The following is a 12,764-nucleotide window of genomic DNA, read 5'->3' as shown; positions in this document are numbered from 1 at the left end:
CGCCGGTAACCGCCGCGAACGCCCAGCGAACCGTAAGTGAAGTAACCTGGCAAAGGGGGCGGGTGGAGGAGGTTCCGTGGCGAGGAGCCCGGTGTGGGCGAGCCGGCCGAAGACGCGCGGCCTGGTGCTGGACGTGATCAGGGCGGCGCGGACGATCAGCCGGGTGGAGCTCGCCGCGGCGACCGGCCTCACCGGGGCGACGATCTCCGAGGTCGTGCGCGAGTTGCTGGGCGACGGCCTGGTGATCGAGGTGGGGCGTGGCGCCCCGACGGGCGGCAAGCCGCGCACGCTGGTCCAGCTCAACCCGCCGGCCCGCTACGGCGTGGGGGTGCAGCTGGAACGCAACGCGTGCGTCATCGTGGTCGTCGACCTGGCCGGCCGGCCGGTCGCGCGCACCTCGTTCCACGGCGTGGCGTCGATGCCGCCGGAGCGGGCGCTCCCGCTGGTGGCGTCACAGGTGGACGCCCTGCTGACGACGGCGGCCGTCGACCGCGAGAAGGTGCTCGGGGTCGGTCTGGTCAGCTACGGTCCGCAGGACCGGCGCGCGGGTGTGCTGCTGACGCCGCAGCCCACCGGGGAGTGGTGCGACTACCCCGTCGCGCGGCGCCTCTCGGAGCACCTCGGCCTGCCCGTGCTGCTCGACAACGATGCCGCGGCGGCCGCCATCGGCGAGTACTGGATGGGTGCGGTGGACCCGCGCAGCACCTATGGCTGCATCTACATGGCCACCGGGATCGGCGGCGGGGTGGTGGTCGCGGGCGAGGTGTACCGGGGCAGCTCGTCGAACACTGCGGAGATCGGCCACGTCTCGATCGACGTCCACGGCGACGAGTGCACGTGCGGCAACGTCGGGTGCCTGGAGAACTACGCCGGCCCGTCGGCGGTGGTCCGGCAGGCGTCGGCGACCCCGGCCCTCGCCCGGCGGCTGGCGCTCGACCCGGCCAACGAGGACTTCCTGACCGAGTTCTCGCGGATCGCGGCAGCCGCGAACGCCGGTGATCCCGAGGCCCGTGAGCTCGTCGAGCGGTCGGCGCGCTACCTCGGTCACGCCGCGGTCACCCTGGCGGTCCTGTTCGACCTGGACGCGGTCGTGCTGGCCGGGCAGAGCTTTACCGTGGCGGGGTCGATCTACCAGGCGGTGATCCAGGAACAGTTGGACCGCCGGTTGTTCGCCCGGCGGGCGCACCCGGTGCGGGTGGTGCCGTCGGTCAACGGGTCGGACGCGGCGGCGATCGGCGGGGCCGTCCTCGTCCTGCAGAGCGAGTTGACGCTCGGCCGCGGTCGCGCCGCGAACGAGCCCCAGTCGGTGTCCGCGGGCGCGGACGAGGCACCTGACCACCCGCCGTCAGCCCGGGCTCGGAGCACGGGGGAGTAGCGGCGCGGGACCGGGTTCACCCGCCGGTGGGCTTGAGGCGGAGGAGGACTTCCGCGTGGTCGGGGGTGCGCCCAGACGGCGGGGAAGGCGTACAGGTCGTCCTAGGTCGGCCAGCCGGTGAACTTGGCGTCGTGGTGGATGCTGATCGTGCCCTGGGTGAGCACGACGACGTAGGCATCGCCTGCTCGGTGCGGGTCTGGATCGTGTCCAGGTGGGGCTGTCGGGCAGCGGTGTCGGCGGGGTCGAGGAGCTTGAGGGCGTCGAGGGCCGGTCGACCGGCGGGTCGGAGAACCGGCTGACGTTCGGGCCGGGTTCGGCGCCGACCTCGGCGGCCTGCGCGGTGCTGTAGAAGCCGTGTGCAGTCACTGTTCCAGGTGAACTCGGTGCCCAACCTCGGTGTTGGTTCGTCGCGGACGACGTTGTAGGAGAACAGGGTCTGGAAGATCGTCCCGGTGCCGCGGATGTTGGTGGGCACGTACGGGTTGAAGTTGACCTGGTAGTCGTCGGACTGACCGGTGTGCGCCGCCAGGGTCGACGCCGCGGGCCCGGCGGAGGTGTCCGACGGGCCGCAGCCCGTGGTCGCGACCACCGCGGCGAGCAGGGTGGCTGCGGCCCGCGCACCCGTGCGGGGTACCCCTCGACACCTCACAACGTCCTCCTCGACGTGGGGCGCGGCGTGCCCACAACCGCCTGCGCCGCCATTATTAAGTTACCTAAGTAAGCTGTCAAGCGTGCTGACGGTCCTGTCCGGTCGACGTCACTACGGTGCACCTCAGCTCTCCTGCCCAGGATGTTGACTTACTTCGGCTACCTGGGTAACCCTCTGTGTGGCCCGGGTCGTGGCGGCAACCGACGAGGAGGAGGGCTGACATGACCCGCTCCAACGTGGAGCCGAGAAGTGCTCGTCCGTGCGACCGGAGTGCGGGGTCGATAACGCCGACGAGCTGATCGATCGACTCCGGAATCTCGTGAACAATTCAAAGTAATGCTTCACCCGGACTCTTCAACCTCAACGAATTCAAGTCTCGCGACATCTTTGCCACGGGTCTTCTGGGAACGCTCCCAGGGTAGGTCACCTGCACAAAGGAGTGCTGATGTTGGGAAGAAGCAGAAAACGCCGCACCGCACTCGCCGCATTGGGCGCGGTGGTCTCCATCGCGGGCACGGTCCTGGTAGCGGCAGCCGGGTCGTGGGTCAGCGGCGCGAGCGCGGCACCGGCGTTCACGTGCCGGGTCGATTACACGACCAACGACTGGGGCAGCGGGTTCGGCGCCAACGTGACCATCGCCAACCTCGGTTCGTCGGCGGTCAGCGGCTGGACGCTGACCTACAGCTACACCGGCAACCAGACCCTCCAACACGGTTGGAGCGGTGCGTGGTCCCAGTCCGGCACGAAGGTCACCGTCACCAACGCGAGCTGGAACGGCACCATCCCCGCGAAGGGCAGCGTCACCGCGGGCGCGAACTTCTCCTACAGCGGCGACAACGCCAAACCGACGGACTTCGCCGTCAACGGCGCCACGTGCACCGGCGTCAACCCGACCACCACCACGACCACGACGACGACCACCACTCCACCGGCCGGCGGTCCCGCACCGGAACTGCGCGTCTCCGGCAACCGGATCGTCACCTCCGACGGCCGGCCGTACCGGCTGCTGGGCGTGAGCCGGTCCAGCGGTGAGTTCGCCTGCGTGCAGGGCAAGGGCATGTGGGACGGCGGTCCGGTGGACCAGGCGTCGGTCGACGCGATGAAGACGTGGAACATCCACGCGGTGCGGATCCCGTTGAACGAGGAGTGCTGGCTGGGCGTTTACGGCTCGCCCGGCGGCGCCGCCTACCAGCAGAACGTCAAGGACTACGTGGACCTGATGGTGCGCAACGGCATCAACGTGATCCTGGACCTGCACTGGACCTGGGGCGCGTACCCCGACAGCCCGGACTGGCACTGCAAGGACGAGCACGCGACCTGCCAGAAGCCGATGCCGGACGCGCGGTACGCACCGCAGTTCTGGACCGGCGTCGCCACCGCGTTCAAGGGCAATGACGCGGTCGTGTTCGACCTGTTCAACGAGCCGTACCCGGAGATGGCCGCCGGCTGGGACAAGACGCTGGGCTGGCAGTGCTGGCGGGACGGGGGCACCTGCACCGGTCTCCCGTACGAGGTCGCCGGGATGCAGGACCTGGTCGACGCGGTCCGGGCCACCGGCGCGACCAACGTGCTGATGCTGGGCGGCCTGGAGTGGGCCAACGACATGCGCGAATGGCCGGCCCACAAGCCGGTCGACCCGCTGGACAACGTCGCCGCGTCGTGGCACGCCTACAGCTTCAACGCTTGCGCCACCGAAACCTGCTGGGACGCCCAGATCGCGCCGCTGGCGCAGCAGGTGCCGATCGTGCTCGGCGAGTTCGGCCAGGACGACTGCGGCTTCGACTACATGCAGCGGTTGGTGGACTGGGCCGACGCCCACCACTTGAGCTACCTGGCGTGGACCTGGAACCCGTGGGGCTGCGCCACGGGCGCCGTGCTGATCAAGGACTGGAACGGCACGCCCGAACCCGGCGTCGGCGAGGGTCTCAAGGCGCACTTGCTCTCCGTCACGCCGTAACCACCCGGCACCCCGACAGGACCCGGTCGGCCCGTCGTCACCCCGGCGGGCCGACCGGTCACGACAGTCCGGTACCGCTCACCGGCTCTCCCGCACGACCCGCACTTCGCGGCCCGGCACGACCAGTTCGTGGTCGACGGTCTCCCCGGTCACCAGTTCGACCCCCTTCACCGCCACGCGGCGTTTCTCGTCGCCGTGGTTGAGGGCGAAGACCCGGGTGGTGCCGTCCTTCGCGCGGTGCACCACGTCCAGTCCCGCTCCGCCGCCGGACGATTCGACGCGCGCGTCGTCCAGCAGCCGTCCGACGAACTCGTCCAAGCTCTCCGGATCGAGGGCGCGGGACACGTGGTAGGCGGTGCCCGAGCGGACCGCGCGGCGGGTCACGGCGGGCCCACCGACCAGCGGGTCTTCCGCATACCGCGCGACCACTCCGGCGTCGATGACGTCCATGAGTTCCGACCACGAGTGGGCTCCGGTCGTTGGTCCACCTTGTGCTGGAGCAGGTAGTCGTCGGGTTCGTAGGCCACAGGACCGCCGACTTGGTGCCGCAACTCGGTCAACTTGCCGTCGGCGCAGCCGAGCACGATCCGGCACCGCTGCGCCAACGCCTGCGACGACTCGGCCCGCCGAGCCCACCGTGTCAGCGTCTCGCGTTCCTCGTCCGTCAACGTCACCACGGCCACCGGCCGACCCCTGCGAGCCATCCGGCAACCCTACGATTCATCAACGAACCTCAGGCGCAGGACACCAGTCAATCAGCTCCCACCGACAGCGTCGGCTCAGCGCGCAGTCGCCGACCGGGCGCGGGCGACCGCGCGGACGCCGTCACGCCCTTCGTCGGCCCGCTCACAGTGCTGTTCGAGCGAAACCTCTTCGGCCGAAATCGATGTCAGCCGTGACCGCTGCACCGTCTCGGGTGCCGGTCCGGATCGGTTCGTGAGGGCCGACCTGAACACGCTCCTGACCGCGCCCTACGTCAAGATCGACCACCCTGCTGTCAGGCTGCGCCGCCGGCTTGCCACGCCGCTTGCGCCATTCAGGTGCAGCCGGCTGACCACCGCCACAGGTGAACAGCTGCTTCACCTCCGATTGGCGCTCGGCGATCACCGGCGGTCTCGTGGTGATGCGGCGCGTGTCGTCGAGCTGGTGGACCTTGCTGCCACGCGGCGGGTGGCCTCGACGATCGCGTCGGTGATCGTCGACCGGAGGGATGTCTCCGACGCGCTTCGTCCCCTTGGAACGGTCGAGGTCGGGTTCGTCGGGGGCGGGGAGCTGTTCGAGTCGTCACGCGGGAAGGGGTGGTCGGCGACGCGGCCCGGTCAACAGCGTGGCGCCTGTTCCGCCCCTTCCCGACGTGGAGTGCTCGTGCTGGGGCTTCACGGGGAAAGCCGTGCGATCAGGGCAAGCCGTGCGTGGGTGGCAGGCGCGCTACAGCGGGGCGACCCAGTAGGGGGCGACGGTCATCGTGCCGTTGCCCGCCGCGCCGCGCAGGGTGCCACCGGTGCTGGTCGACAGGGTGTACCAGGAGTCGACGTACTCCGGGTCGTCGGTCCACCAGTCGTCCGGCAGGGCGTTGATGATCGCGTTGACGAGCGGGATGTACGCGCCGCCGTCGACGATGGTCAGCAACGCCTGGGTGAGTGCGAGGGCGAGGTCGCGGTAGTTGGTGCCGCCGTCCTCCTCCATCATCACGATGTCGGCGAGGTCGTACTTGTAGTCGGAGAAGTGGACCAGGAGCTGGTTGGGGTAGTAGGTCGTGCCGTCCTCGTCCAGGTAGGGGAGCTGGGTGGTGTCGACCTTGACCTTGCCGTCCAGGCCGAACCCGGCGGTGATCGTGAAGATCTCCGCGTCGCCCTTGTGCCAAGGCTCGTGGTCGTCGTTCAGGTGGATCGACGTGAGCTGCGTGGCCCAGTAGCCCGCAGCGGGCGTGACGGCCGCGCGTGCGGTGGCGGGGGACAGGCCGCGCTGCGACAGGGTCGAGCGCAGCACCTCGGTGCCCTTGGCCAACGCGGTCGCGGTGTCGACCTCGACCAGGTACACCGGGCGCAGCGGCACGCGGTCGGCGGCCAGCGCGATCCGCCGGCCCGTGTGGTCGTAGGCCGTCACGGTCGTCGGCGCGTCGTCGGAGGGGGAGGACGCGACCAGTGGCGCGGTGCCGCGGCGCAGCGCGGCGGCCATGTCGGCGTGCGCGAGGCGGATGGTGAGCAGGGACGTGCCGTCCTGCGGCAGCCCTTTGGCCGCGAGGACTTCCCGGTCGGCGTCACGCACGGCCCGGCCGAGCGCGGTGCCTTCGGCGGCACGGGCCAGGAGCACGGGGTCGGTCGAGGTGGCCGACAGCAATCCGGACCGCCGGGCCTCGTCGGCGAACTCGCCCGCCAGCCGGGCGGCGATCCGGTCGGTGACCGCGGCGACGGAGTCCGCCGGGGCGGTGGTCTCGGCCGGCGCGGCGTGCGCGGGGGCGATCATCAGGCCGGCGGTGACCACGAGGGCGCCGACCGTAGAGGCCAGTAATCGGGTGGGGTGTGACAACGACACGATCGCACCTACCTTTACTCTGCGTACAGGAGCGGGTGGGCAGAGTGACATTTGAAAGAATTACACGTACGGTCGCCGTCGGTTGTCAATGGGAAACCCGATGCCGCACCGCCGGCACGCAGGTCGTGCGCGTCTCGGAAGAGTGCGGTGGTGACGGGCAGGGGAGTCGGGCCAGGAGGTTCGCGCGGGTCGCTGCGCCAGGCGGCGCCGCATGGTCGCGGTAGGGCTCGACCATGCTGCGCTGGTGGAGCGGCGGACGCCGCAGGACCAAGTGGTCGACCCCGAGCACTTGTACCGCCCCGACCGGTGGATCGCGTAGGGGTGCACCATCCGCAGTGATCGTGTCAACTCTTCGGTGAGGAGGACAAGGTCCCCGAGCACATCTCGTCGGTGCTGCCGTTGGCCCAGATCACGTATCGCGGCGGGGACTTTTGGAGCTCCGGCAACCGCTTGCACAGCGTCGCGTCGTGGGTGCAGGTGATGCGGAGCCTGTCCCCAGGTCCTACGTCGACCGGGGTGGGGAGCACCTGGACCTGCTGGTCGTGGAAGTCGAACATCGGGACGTCGAGCAGGGTCTTGGCGGTGGGGGTGTCGGGGTTGAGCTCGATCTTGATGGCCCGCCCGAGCGGGTGCATGTAACCCAGTGCCGTGTACTCACGCACCTCGCGCTGGCGGGCGCGGTGCCGGCGCTGCCCGACGCCGAGCTGGACCCGGCGGACCTGCCGCAGTTCGGCTTCGGCGTGATGACCGCGAGCTACTCCGGCGGCGTGGAGTTCGGGCAGCGGGAAATCGAGCGGCTGTGGCGCGACGGACCCGGGCACGTGGGGCCTCACCAGTCCATCGGCTGGTTCTACGCGGCCAGTTCCGGACAGATCCGGGGCCCGTCCCGCAGTGGGGTCGTGTCACACGTAGAACGTCGCGCAGACGATCTTCCGGTGTCACACTGTTCACCTGGGCAGCAGTCTCATCGGCCCTGGTCGGAACCCGGCTATCGGCACCCCCGGTTCCGATGCTCGGTTCGGCTGATCGATCGCGTACTCAGGCGGACCTCTCGCGCTGCTGCGAGCCACGGGTCGTGGATGACTGCCGCAGGTAGGGATTGCTGTCAGTCCACGGGGTCGGGCTCGGCCCCGGCCGCACGGCAGACCAGTTCGGCCCATGCGGTCTTGCCCGCCGAATGGGCGTCGACATCCCACCGGCGCGCCAAGGCGTCGACGAGGACCAGGCCGAAGCTCCGCGTCCCGCCCGACCGGGAGACCCCCAGGATGGGCATCTCGGGGCACGCGTCCTCGACCTCGATCCGCACCGTCGACGAGGCCGTCGACCTCCAGACCCTGACTCCGACCGGTGACCGTCCGTGGTCATGGGCGTTGGCCGCCAGTTCCGCGAGAACCAACCAGACCTTTCCCGTGAAATCCTCGTCTTCCTGGTACAGCGCCGCCCGCACCCACCGCCGCAGCTCTTGTGACGGCGTCCACGAGGCCGGCAGGTCCATGGTCAGCACGAGCCGACCCCGTTCGCCTCCACGTCCGTCATCCTGCGTCTCGGGGCCCGCCTGCTCGACTGCGCTCATTGCCTCGACCTACCCAGAAATGCGATCTCCACACCGCCCCGGGCGACGGCAGCCCGAACCTGTTCCCGGTCGCGGGCAGGTTGGCCGCGCCCGAACGCGGCCGCGGCCCGGTCATGGTCAACCGGCTGTCGGGTGTCTGACCTACCTGGCGGACCACGGGTCAGGCGGTCGCGCCGCCGCCACCATCACCCGGACCGGACAGGGATGTCCTGTCCGGCTGGAATTGTCGGTGTCCGGACCTGGTTGTCGGTCAGAGTGTCGGTGCCCGGAGGTAGTTGTCGGAGGGGGCGGTGAAGCGACTGTCCCGTCCAGCCGGAGTCTGCGGTGTTCGGGGGCCGTACGGCGGCGGCAGAGGGAGCCGGACGTCTGTGGCCGGTCGTCCGCCTGGTCCTGTCGGGAGTCGTCCGGGCGGGGTCGGATCCATACGCCGTGATCATTTCCTTTCGCGGTGGATTCCGATCGGGCAACTGACGCCGAAGTGATCCAGTCGAGCGGTTGCGTCGGCCTTCTCGGGAGAAGTGGGTGGAATGTCCGACAAGTCGAGACCGACGCTCCTGATCGCGGACCGCTTCTGGGACGGGTGTCCGACCGCCCGTCCGGGCGCGCCCAGGTGCTCGTGCGGGGACAACGCATCGTGGCCGTGGGCGAGCACCTGACCGGCTGCGCGGAAGCGGACGTCGTAGAGCTGGGGGACCGCACCCTGCTGCCCGGCTTCATCGACTGCCACGTCCACGTCGTGCCCCAGCTGCCGCCCGACAACTCCGTCAGCTCCCAGACCCTCGCGGCGCTGCCCGCACTGCGCGCGCTGCTGGACAACGGCTTCACCACGGTGCGCGACCTGGGCTGCACCGACCAGCCCATCACGGTGGACCCGAGGCGCGCGCAGCGGGACGGTGTCGTTGAAGGTCCCCGGCTGGTCGTCGCTCCGCACATCATCTCCGGTCGGGGCGGGCACGGGGACAAGTCCGCCGGGTTGCCGGACCGCTTCGGCGTCGAGGTGGGCGTGCTCGCCGACGGCGTCGACGAGGTCGTCCGTGCCGTGCGCACGGAGTCCCGGCTCGGTGCGGACTGGATCAAGTACGCCGGCGCCGGCGGGTTCGGGTCGCCCGTCGACGACCCGGAGCTGGTCGGCTACTCCCAGCAGGAGGTGGACGCGCTGGTGGCGACCGCGCGCGACCTGCGGCGGCCGTGTGCGGCGAGGAGGAGCGTGAGCCCGACCCACTCGCGCACGACACCGGCGGTCGTCGCACGCCGCGTGGCGGTGTCCGACCGGTCGCCGGAGTCCGCGGGCGAGGTCATGGTGTACTCCTCACAGTCGCGTGCGACGCGGTGTTCGTCACCTACCTCCCGAGCTCGGACTCTACGAGCTCGTCGACGCGATGTCGCGGCGGCGACAGGTGTTCGGCGACGGACCGCACGCCTCACTACCGCCCTGCTCGAACCCCCGCCGTCCACACCGGGCTGAAGCAGCAGCGGATGCCCTGATCAGCGCGTGCCATTCCGAACCCGATCGGGTGATGGTGCTCGCGTACACGGCGCGGGGTGGACGTCGTCGAGGACGTCACGCCGCCGGGACCGGTTCTCGCGGTGGTCCGCGGCTACCGAGAGGGGAATCGAGTGGCCGGCCGGTACGCGGCGTGGAAACCCATGGCGCTCCACGTGCCGACGTGCGGCGCGAGGCGTGACGCGTGGTCGTGCCAGTCGGTGACCTGCCTGGTCCATGCCTTCTCCGCGGCACCCGCGAGGCGCGGCAGCAGCAGGAACGCCAGGTCGTCGAACGAGTCGACCGTCTCGCACCAGATCGCCGCCTCGACACCGGCGACCCGCGCTCCGGCCGCCGCGATCTCGGGCAGGGTGCCCGGATGCCAGTCGAACGCCTGCTCGGGGCTGCGCGCCTCGTAGTCCGCGTGCCCGGCGCGTTGCCGCCGTCGCTCCGAGTCGTCGTCGGCCGCGGGGTCCGCGTAGGGACGGTCGAGGTAGAGCATCGTGTTCGAGGAGACGAGTACCGCGACGCCCGCCTCGGTCGTCGACGGCACGTCCTGCGGGGCGAGGGCGAACATCCGGCCGGCGTCCTCGATCACGGCGTGCAGCTCGGCAGGTGCCCGGTCCTTGAGCCGGTCGGTGTCGAAGGAGTTGTCCGGGCCGATCCAGTACTGCAGCACGAACCGTCGGTGTCGACCCAATTCGTGGGCACCCTGTTCGAACAGGCCGCGTTCGTCTTCTTCGACTGCCTCGTCATGGTCATGCGGCGAGCGACCAGGGTGTCCGCCGAAGACATGTTCGCCCGCCACACCAACCTCGAGTGAGACAGGGAGGACAGCATGGGATCGGCATCACCGATCACGTGCACCAACACCAAGGCCGAATTCGGGTGGGAACGACTCGCCGACTGGCTGGACCACGTCGTCCTCCCTCATGCCGAGGCCCTGGCACGGTTGTCGTTCTTCGCCTGCGTGCCACACCCGTTGCTGGTGCCTGCGACGGAACGTCTGCGTGGCAGCGGTGTCGCCGCCGGGGCACAGGACTGCGCCGCGACGGTGTAGTTGGAGGAGATCGTCGAGACCTGGCCGGTGTTCCAGAGGATGGTGAAGGTGAGAGCCCCGCTCTGCAACAGGTCGAGGCAGCTCGGTCCCCGGCACAAGCGCGGTGAGGAATTCCCGATGACTCGAGGCGGTTTACCTGGGTCGGGCGAGTGGCGGCGGGATGGTAGTCGTCGGGGCTGAGCCAGCCGAGGTCCTTCTGGATGCGTGGATCCGTCGATATAGAGGAAGAGCTCGTTCTCGGCCTCGTCACGGGTGCGCCCAGGATCGCCGGTCAACCAGCTCGATCTTCAGCGCGGAGAAGATGTTCTCCATCAGGGCGTTGATGCCCCTGCGTCAGAGGGGTTGTCGTTGCGGGTGTCATCGGCCCGGCGAGGGAGCGCTGAGTCCCGGTTCGCTGTCGCGGTGGGCCTGTCGTCCCACTCGCCGCGATCGGCCTCGTCCTGCCGGATCCCGTTGCGCAATGCCTCGGGGTGCACGCCCCACTGTTCGGCCAAGCGCTTGATCACCGGCTTGGGGTCGGACGCCCGGTACAACCGGACAACACGGGTCCTCAACTCGTCGGGGTACTCACACCGATCGAGTACGAACTCCGACACACCAGGATCGCTCCAGTAGCCGGAACTCCGGCAACCCGCCTCCGTCAAACGGGGTGAGGATCACCAACTACCTGGCCAGTCCGAAGACCGACTTCCTGCCGACCCTGCGGGACACCCACGTGCCCCAGGGGATCGCGTACTGGCCCGGTGACGGGCACGGCACCCGCTTCTTCGTCAGCTACTACGACGACTCCGACCCGGCGAACAGCCGCTTCGCGGTGCACGGCGGCGAAGGCAGGCACCTCAAGGCCGTCAAGATCAACGGGCGTCGGCGGCGTCGTGGCCTGGCGCGACTGGCTCTACCCCATCGACACCGGCAGCACCGGAACCACGCTGCTGCGCAAGTACCGGCTTGCCGACATCGCCACCACCGGCCACGGCGAGACCCTTCCGCAGCGCGACATGGAGACGTTGCCGAGCGCTCCGGGGCCTTCGTACCATCCACGACAACGAGCGCTACTTCGGCAGCCACACCAACGACAAGGAATACACCGACCGCGGCAGGCCGTACACCTGGCCGATGAACCCGACGTCGGGCAACCCCACCCCGAGCACCGACCAGTGGGGCGCCGGCATCGGGATTCCGGGCAACGTCCAGGGGCTGGTCGTCACCCCCGACTACTTCGTCTTCTCCCAGAGCTGGGACCGCGACTGCTGGAGCCGCATCACCGCCCGGGAGCGCGGCGAGGGCTTCGCCGGCGACCGCTTCACCTACGCCCCGTCGATGTCCGAGGGCATCGTCAACGCCGCCGGCTCGCTGTACGTGACCTTCGAGTCGGACTCCCACCTCTACGTCGACGACGCGCGCGACGTCATCCACCGACCGTGGTTCGGGAACCTGTCGACCTTCATCACCGACATCCAGGCCAACGGGCGCACGACGGAAGCCGCGCTCTTCCGGGTCCGGCGCGGGTTGACCCGACCGGTCGAGCCGGGGGCTTCCCCGAAAGCCCGTTGACGGCGGTCGGTGGGCTGGACATCATGGCCGACATGCAGCAGTGACCAGTGATTGCCGGAGAGGTCTCCGCGGGCTCGTTCCCGCCGCCCTCCGCCGTGCCGCTCGAAGCCCGCACCGCGTGATCGGAGCCGGGCCGCACACCACTGGTCCCGAGGCGATGCACCACGCCTCCTGCACGAGCACTGGAGTCCACGGAAACATGAGCGAACTCCGCCGTACCGTCCTGCCGCCCGAATGCGCCGGGTCGGTCATCGACCGCGAAGCGCTCTGGGCGGTCGACGACCTCGGCCTGCCCGCCGTCCGCACACCGCGGATGCCGATCTGCGAACGCATCCGTGTCCCACTGCTCAAACCCGATCGACGGCGCATGTTCGAGGGCGACGAGCACGTCCACGGTCCGTCGTCCGGCTGCGGGTGCCACGCCGCCCGGCACGGCCGCGTGCGAGCCCGACGGGAGCGACATCTGGTCACCGGGGCCCGGCACGCGGTGCTCCGCGCTCGACGACGGGGTCGAGGTCGCCGTCAGCGGTGAACCGATGTCACCGAGGCACTGCGACACGATGTCCGGGTGTAGGTGG

General features: G+C 69.8%; 14 protein-coding genes. 6 read left to right on the top strand and 8 right to left on the bottom strand.

The annotated features are described in order from the left end of the window. The first annotated feature begins 76 nt into the window (after positions 1 to 76). The 3 genes from ACIQMJ_RS08525 (at position 77) to ACIQMJ_RS08515 (ending at position 3,981) form a co-directional block, all read left to right on the top strand. Positions 77 to 1,375 (top strand): ROK family transcriptional regulator, encoded by a 1,299-nt coding sequence (locus ACIQMJ_RS08525; protein WP_499760301.1) that lies wholly within the window; start codon positions 77 to 79, stop codon positions 1,373 to 1,375. A gap of 211 nt (positions 1,376 to 1,586) precedes the next feature. Then, positions 1,587 to 1,724 carry a hypothetical protein gene (locus tag ACIQMJ_RS08520; RefSeq protein WP_499760300.1) on the top strand — a complete coding sequence of 46 codons (138 nt, stop codon included), beginning with the start codon at positions 1,587 to 1,589 and terminating at the stop codon, positions 1,722 to 1,724. 745 nt (positions 1,725 to 2,469) lie between these two features. Beyond that, on the top strand, positions 2,470 to 3,981 hold the full coding sequence (locus ACIQMJ_RS08515) for a cellulase family glycosylhydrolase (protein WP_499760299.1): 1,512 nt from the start codon (positions 2,470 to 2,472) through the stop codon (positions 3,979 to 3,981). A 78-nt stretch (positions 3,982 to 4,059) separates the two neighbouring features. Here ACIQMJ_RS08515 and ACIQMJ_RS08510 read toward each other — a convergent pair whose 3' ends face one another. The 6 genes from ACIQMJ_RS08510 to ACIQMJ_RS08485 all read right to left on the bottom strand — a co-directional run bounded on the left by ACIQMJ_RS08510 (position 4,060) and on the right by ACIQMJ_RS08485 (position 8,089). Next, positions 4,060 to 4,431, bottom strand: coding sequence for a Beta-galactosidase C-terminal domain (locus ACIQMJ_RS08510; protein ID WP_499760298.1), 372 nt, complete (start codon positions 4,429 to 4,431; stop codon positions 4,060 to 4,062). Next, complete coding sequence (locus tag ACIQMJ_RS08505) at positions 4,362 to 4,685, bottom strand: hypothetical protein (protein WP_499760297.1); 324 nt, start codon at positions 4,683 to 4,685, stop codon at positions 4,362 to 4,364. The genes ACIQMJ_RS08510 and ACIQMJ_RS08505 overlap by 70 nt, the downstream gene beginning before the upstream one ends. Positions 4,686 to 4,827: 142 nt before the next feature. After that, positions 4,828 to 5,088 carry a hypothetical protein gene (locus ACIQMJ_RS08500; RefSeq protein WP_499760296.1) on the bottom strand — a complete coding sequence of 87 codons (261 nt, stop codon included), beginning with the start codon at positions 5,086 to 5,088 and terminating at the stop codon, positions 4,828 to 4,830. A 321-nt stretch (positions 5,089 to 5,409) separates the two neighbouring features. Continuing rightward, positions 5,410 to 6,516 carry a DUF3103 family protein gene (locus ACIQMJ_RS08495; protein WP_499760295.1) on the bottom strand — a complete coding sequence of 369 codons (1,107 nt, stop codon included), beginning with the start codon at positions 6,514 to 6,516 and terminating at the stop codon, positions 5,410 to 5,412. Positions 6,517 to 6,860: 344 nt separating this feature from the next. Further along, positions 6,861 to 7,337 (bottom strand): hypothetical protein, encoded by a 477-nt coding sequence (locus ACIQMJ_RS08490; RefSeq protein WP_499760294.1) that lies wholly within the window; start codon positions 7,335 to 7,337, stop codon positions 6,861 to 6,863. Between the two features lie 284 nt (positions 7,338 to 7,621). Continuing rightward, a complete protein-coding gene (locus ACIQMJ_RS08485; RefSeq protein WP_499760293.1) occupies positions 7,622 to 8,089 on the bottom strand; it encodes an ATP-binding protein in 468 nt (155 codons plus the stop codon). A 580-nt stretch (positions 8,090 to 8,669) separates the two neighbouring features. Between ACIQMJ_RS08485 and ACIQMJ_RS08480 the strand changes: the two genes are divergently transcribed. Further along, the gene (locus ACIQMJ_RS08480; protein ID WP_499760292.1) at positions 8,670 to 9,554 is read left to right on the top strand and encodes an amidohydrolase family protein; all 885 of its coding nucleotides are present in this window, start codon (positions 8,670 to 8,672) and stop codon (positions 9,552 to 9,554) included. 133 nt (positions 9,555 to 9,687) lie between these two features. On the opposite strand, the gene ACIQMJ_RS08475 is transcribed toward ACIQMJ_RS08480, so the two are convergent. Beyond that, positions 9,688 to 10,251: a family 20 glycosylhydrolase gene (locus ACIQMJ_RS08475; protein ID WP_499760291.1), complete on the bottom strand. Its 564-nt coding sequence runs from the start codon at positions 10,249 to 10,251 to the stop codon at positions 9,688 to 9,690. Between the two features lie 9 nt (positions 10,252 to 10,260). Here ACIQMJ_RS08475 and ACIQMJ_RS08470 point away from each other — a divergent pair, with 9 nt between their 5' ends. Beyond that, positions 10,261 to 10,395 (top strand): hypothetical protein, encoded by a 135-nt coding sequence (locus tag ACIQMJ_RS08470; RefSeq protein ID WP_499760290.1) that lies wholly within the window; start codon positions 10,261 to 10,263, stop codon positions 10,393 to 10,395. Between the two features lie 548 nt (positions 10,396 to 10,943). Here ACIQMJ_RS08470 and ACIQMJ_RS08465 read toward each other — a convergent pair. Continuing rightward, positions 10,944 to 11,228, bottom strand: coding sequence for a transposase (locus tag ACIQMJ_RS08465; protein WP_499760289.1), 285 nt, complete (start codon positions 11,226 to 11,228; stop codon positions 10,944 to 10,946). 520 nt (positions 11,229 to 11,748) lie between these two features. Here ACIQMJ_RS08465 and ACIQMJ_RS08460 point away from each other — a divergent pair. Continuing rightward, positions 11,749 to 12,186: a hypothetical protein gene (locus ACIQMJ_RS08460; RefSeq protein ID WP_499760288.1), complete on the top strand. Its 438-nt coding sequence runs from the start codon at positions 11,749 to 11,751 to the stop codon at positions 12,184 to 12,186. Positions 12,187 to 12,764: the final 578 nt, after the last annotated feature.

It is taken from the genome of Actinosynnema sp. NPDC091369 (assembly GCF_044757065.1).
GTDB lineage: Bacteria > Actinomycetota > Actinomycetes > Mycobacteriales > Pseudonocardiaceae > Actinosynnema.
This window is presented reverse-complemented; position numbering and strand designations above follow the sequence as displayed.

Coding starts and splice junctions, on each gene's coding strand:
- ACIQMJ_RS08515 (WP_499760299.1), top strand. CDS start 2,470: ATGTTGGGAAGAAGCAGAAAACGCCGCACCGCACTCGCCGCATTGGGC.
- ACIQMJ_RS08510 (WP_499760298.1), bottom strand. CDS start 4,431: ATGGACGTCATCGACGCCGGAGTGGTCGCGCGGTATGCGGAAGACCCG.
- ACIQMJ_RS08505 (WP_499760297.1), bottom strand. CDS start 4,685: ATGGCTCGCAGGGGTCGGCCGGTGGCCGTGGTGACGTTGACGGACGAG.
- ACIQMJ_RS08485 (WP_499760293.1), bottom strand. CDS start 8,089: ATGAGCGCAGTCGAGCAGGCGGGCCCCGAGACGCAGGATGACGGACGT.
- ACIQMJ_RS08460 (WP_499760288.1), top strand. CDS start 11,749: ATGAACCCGACGTCGGGCAACCCCACCCCGAGCACCGACCAGTGGGGC.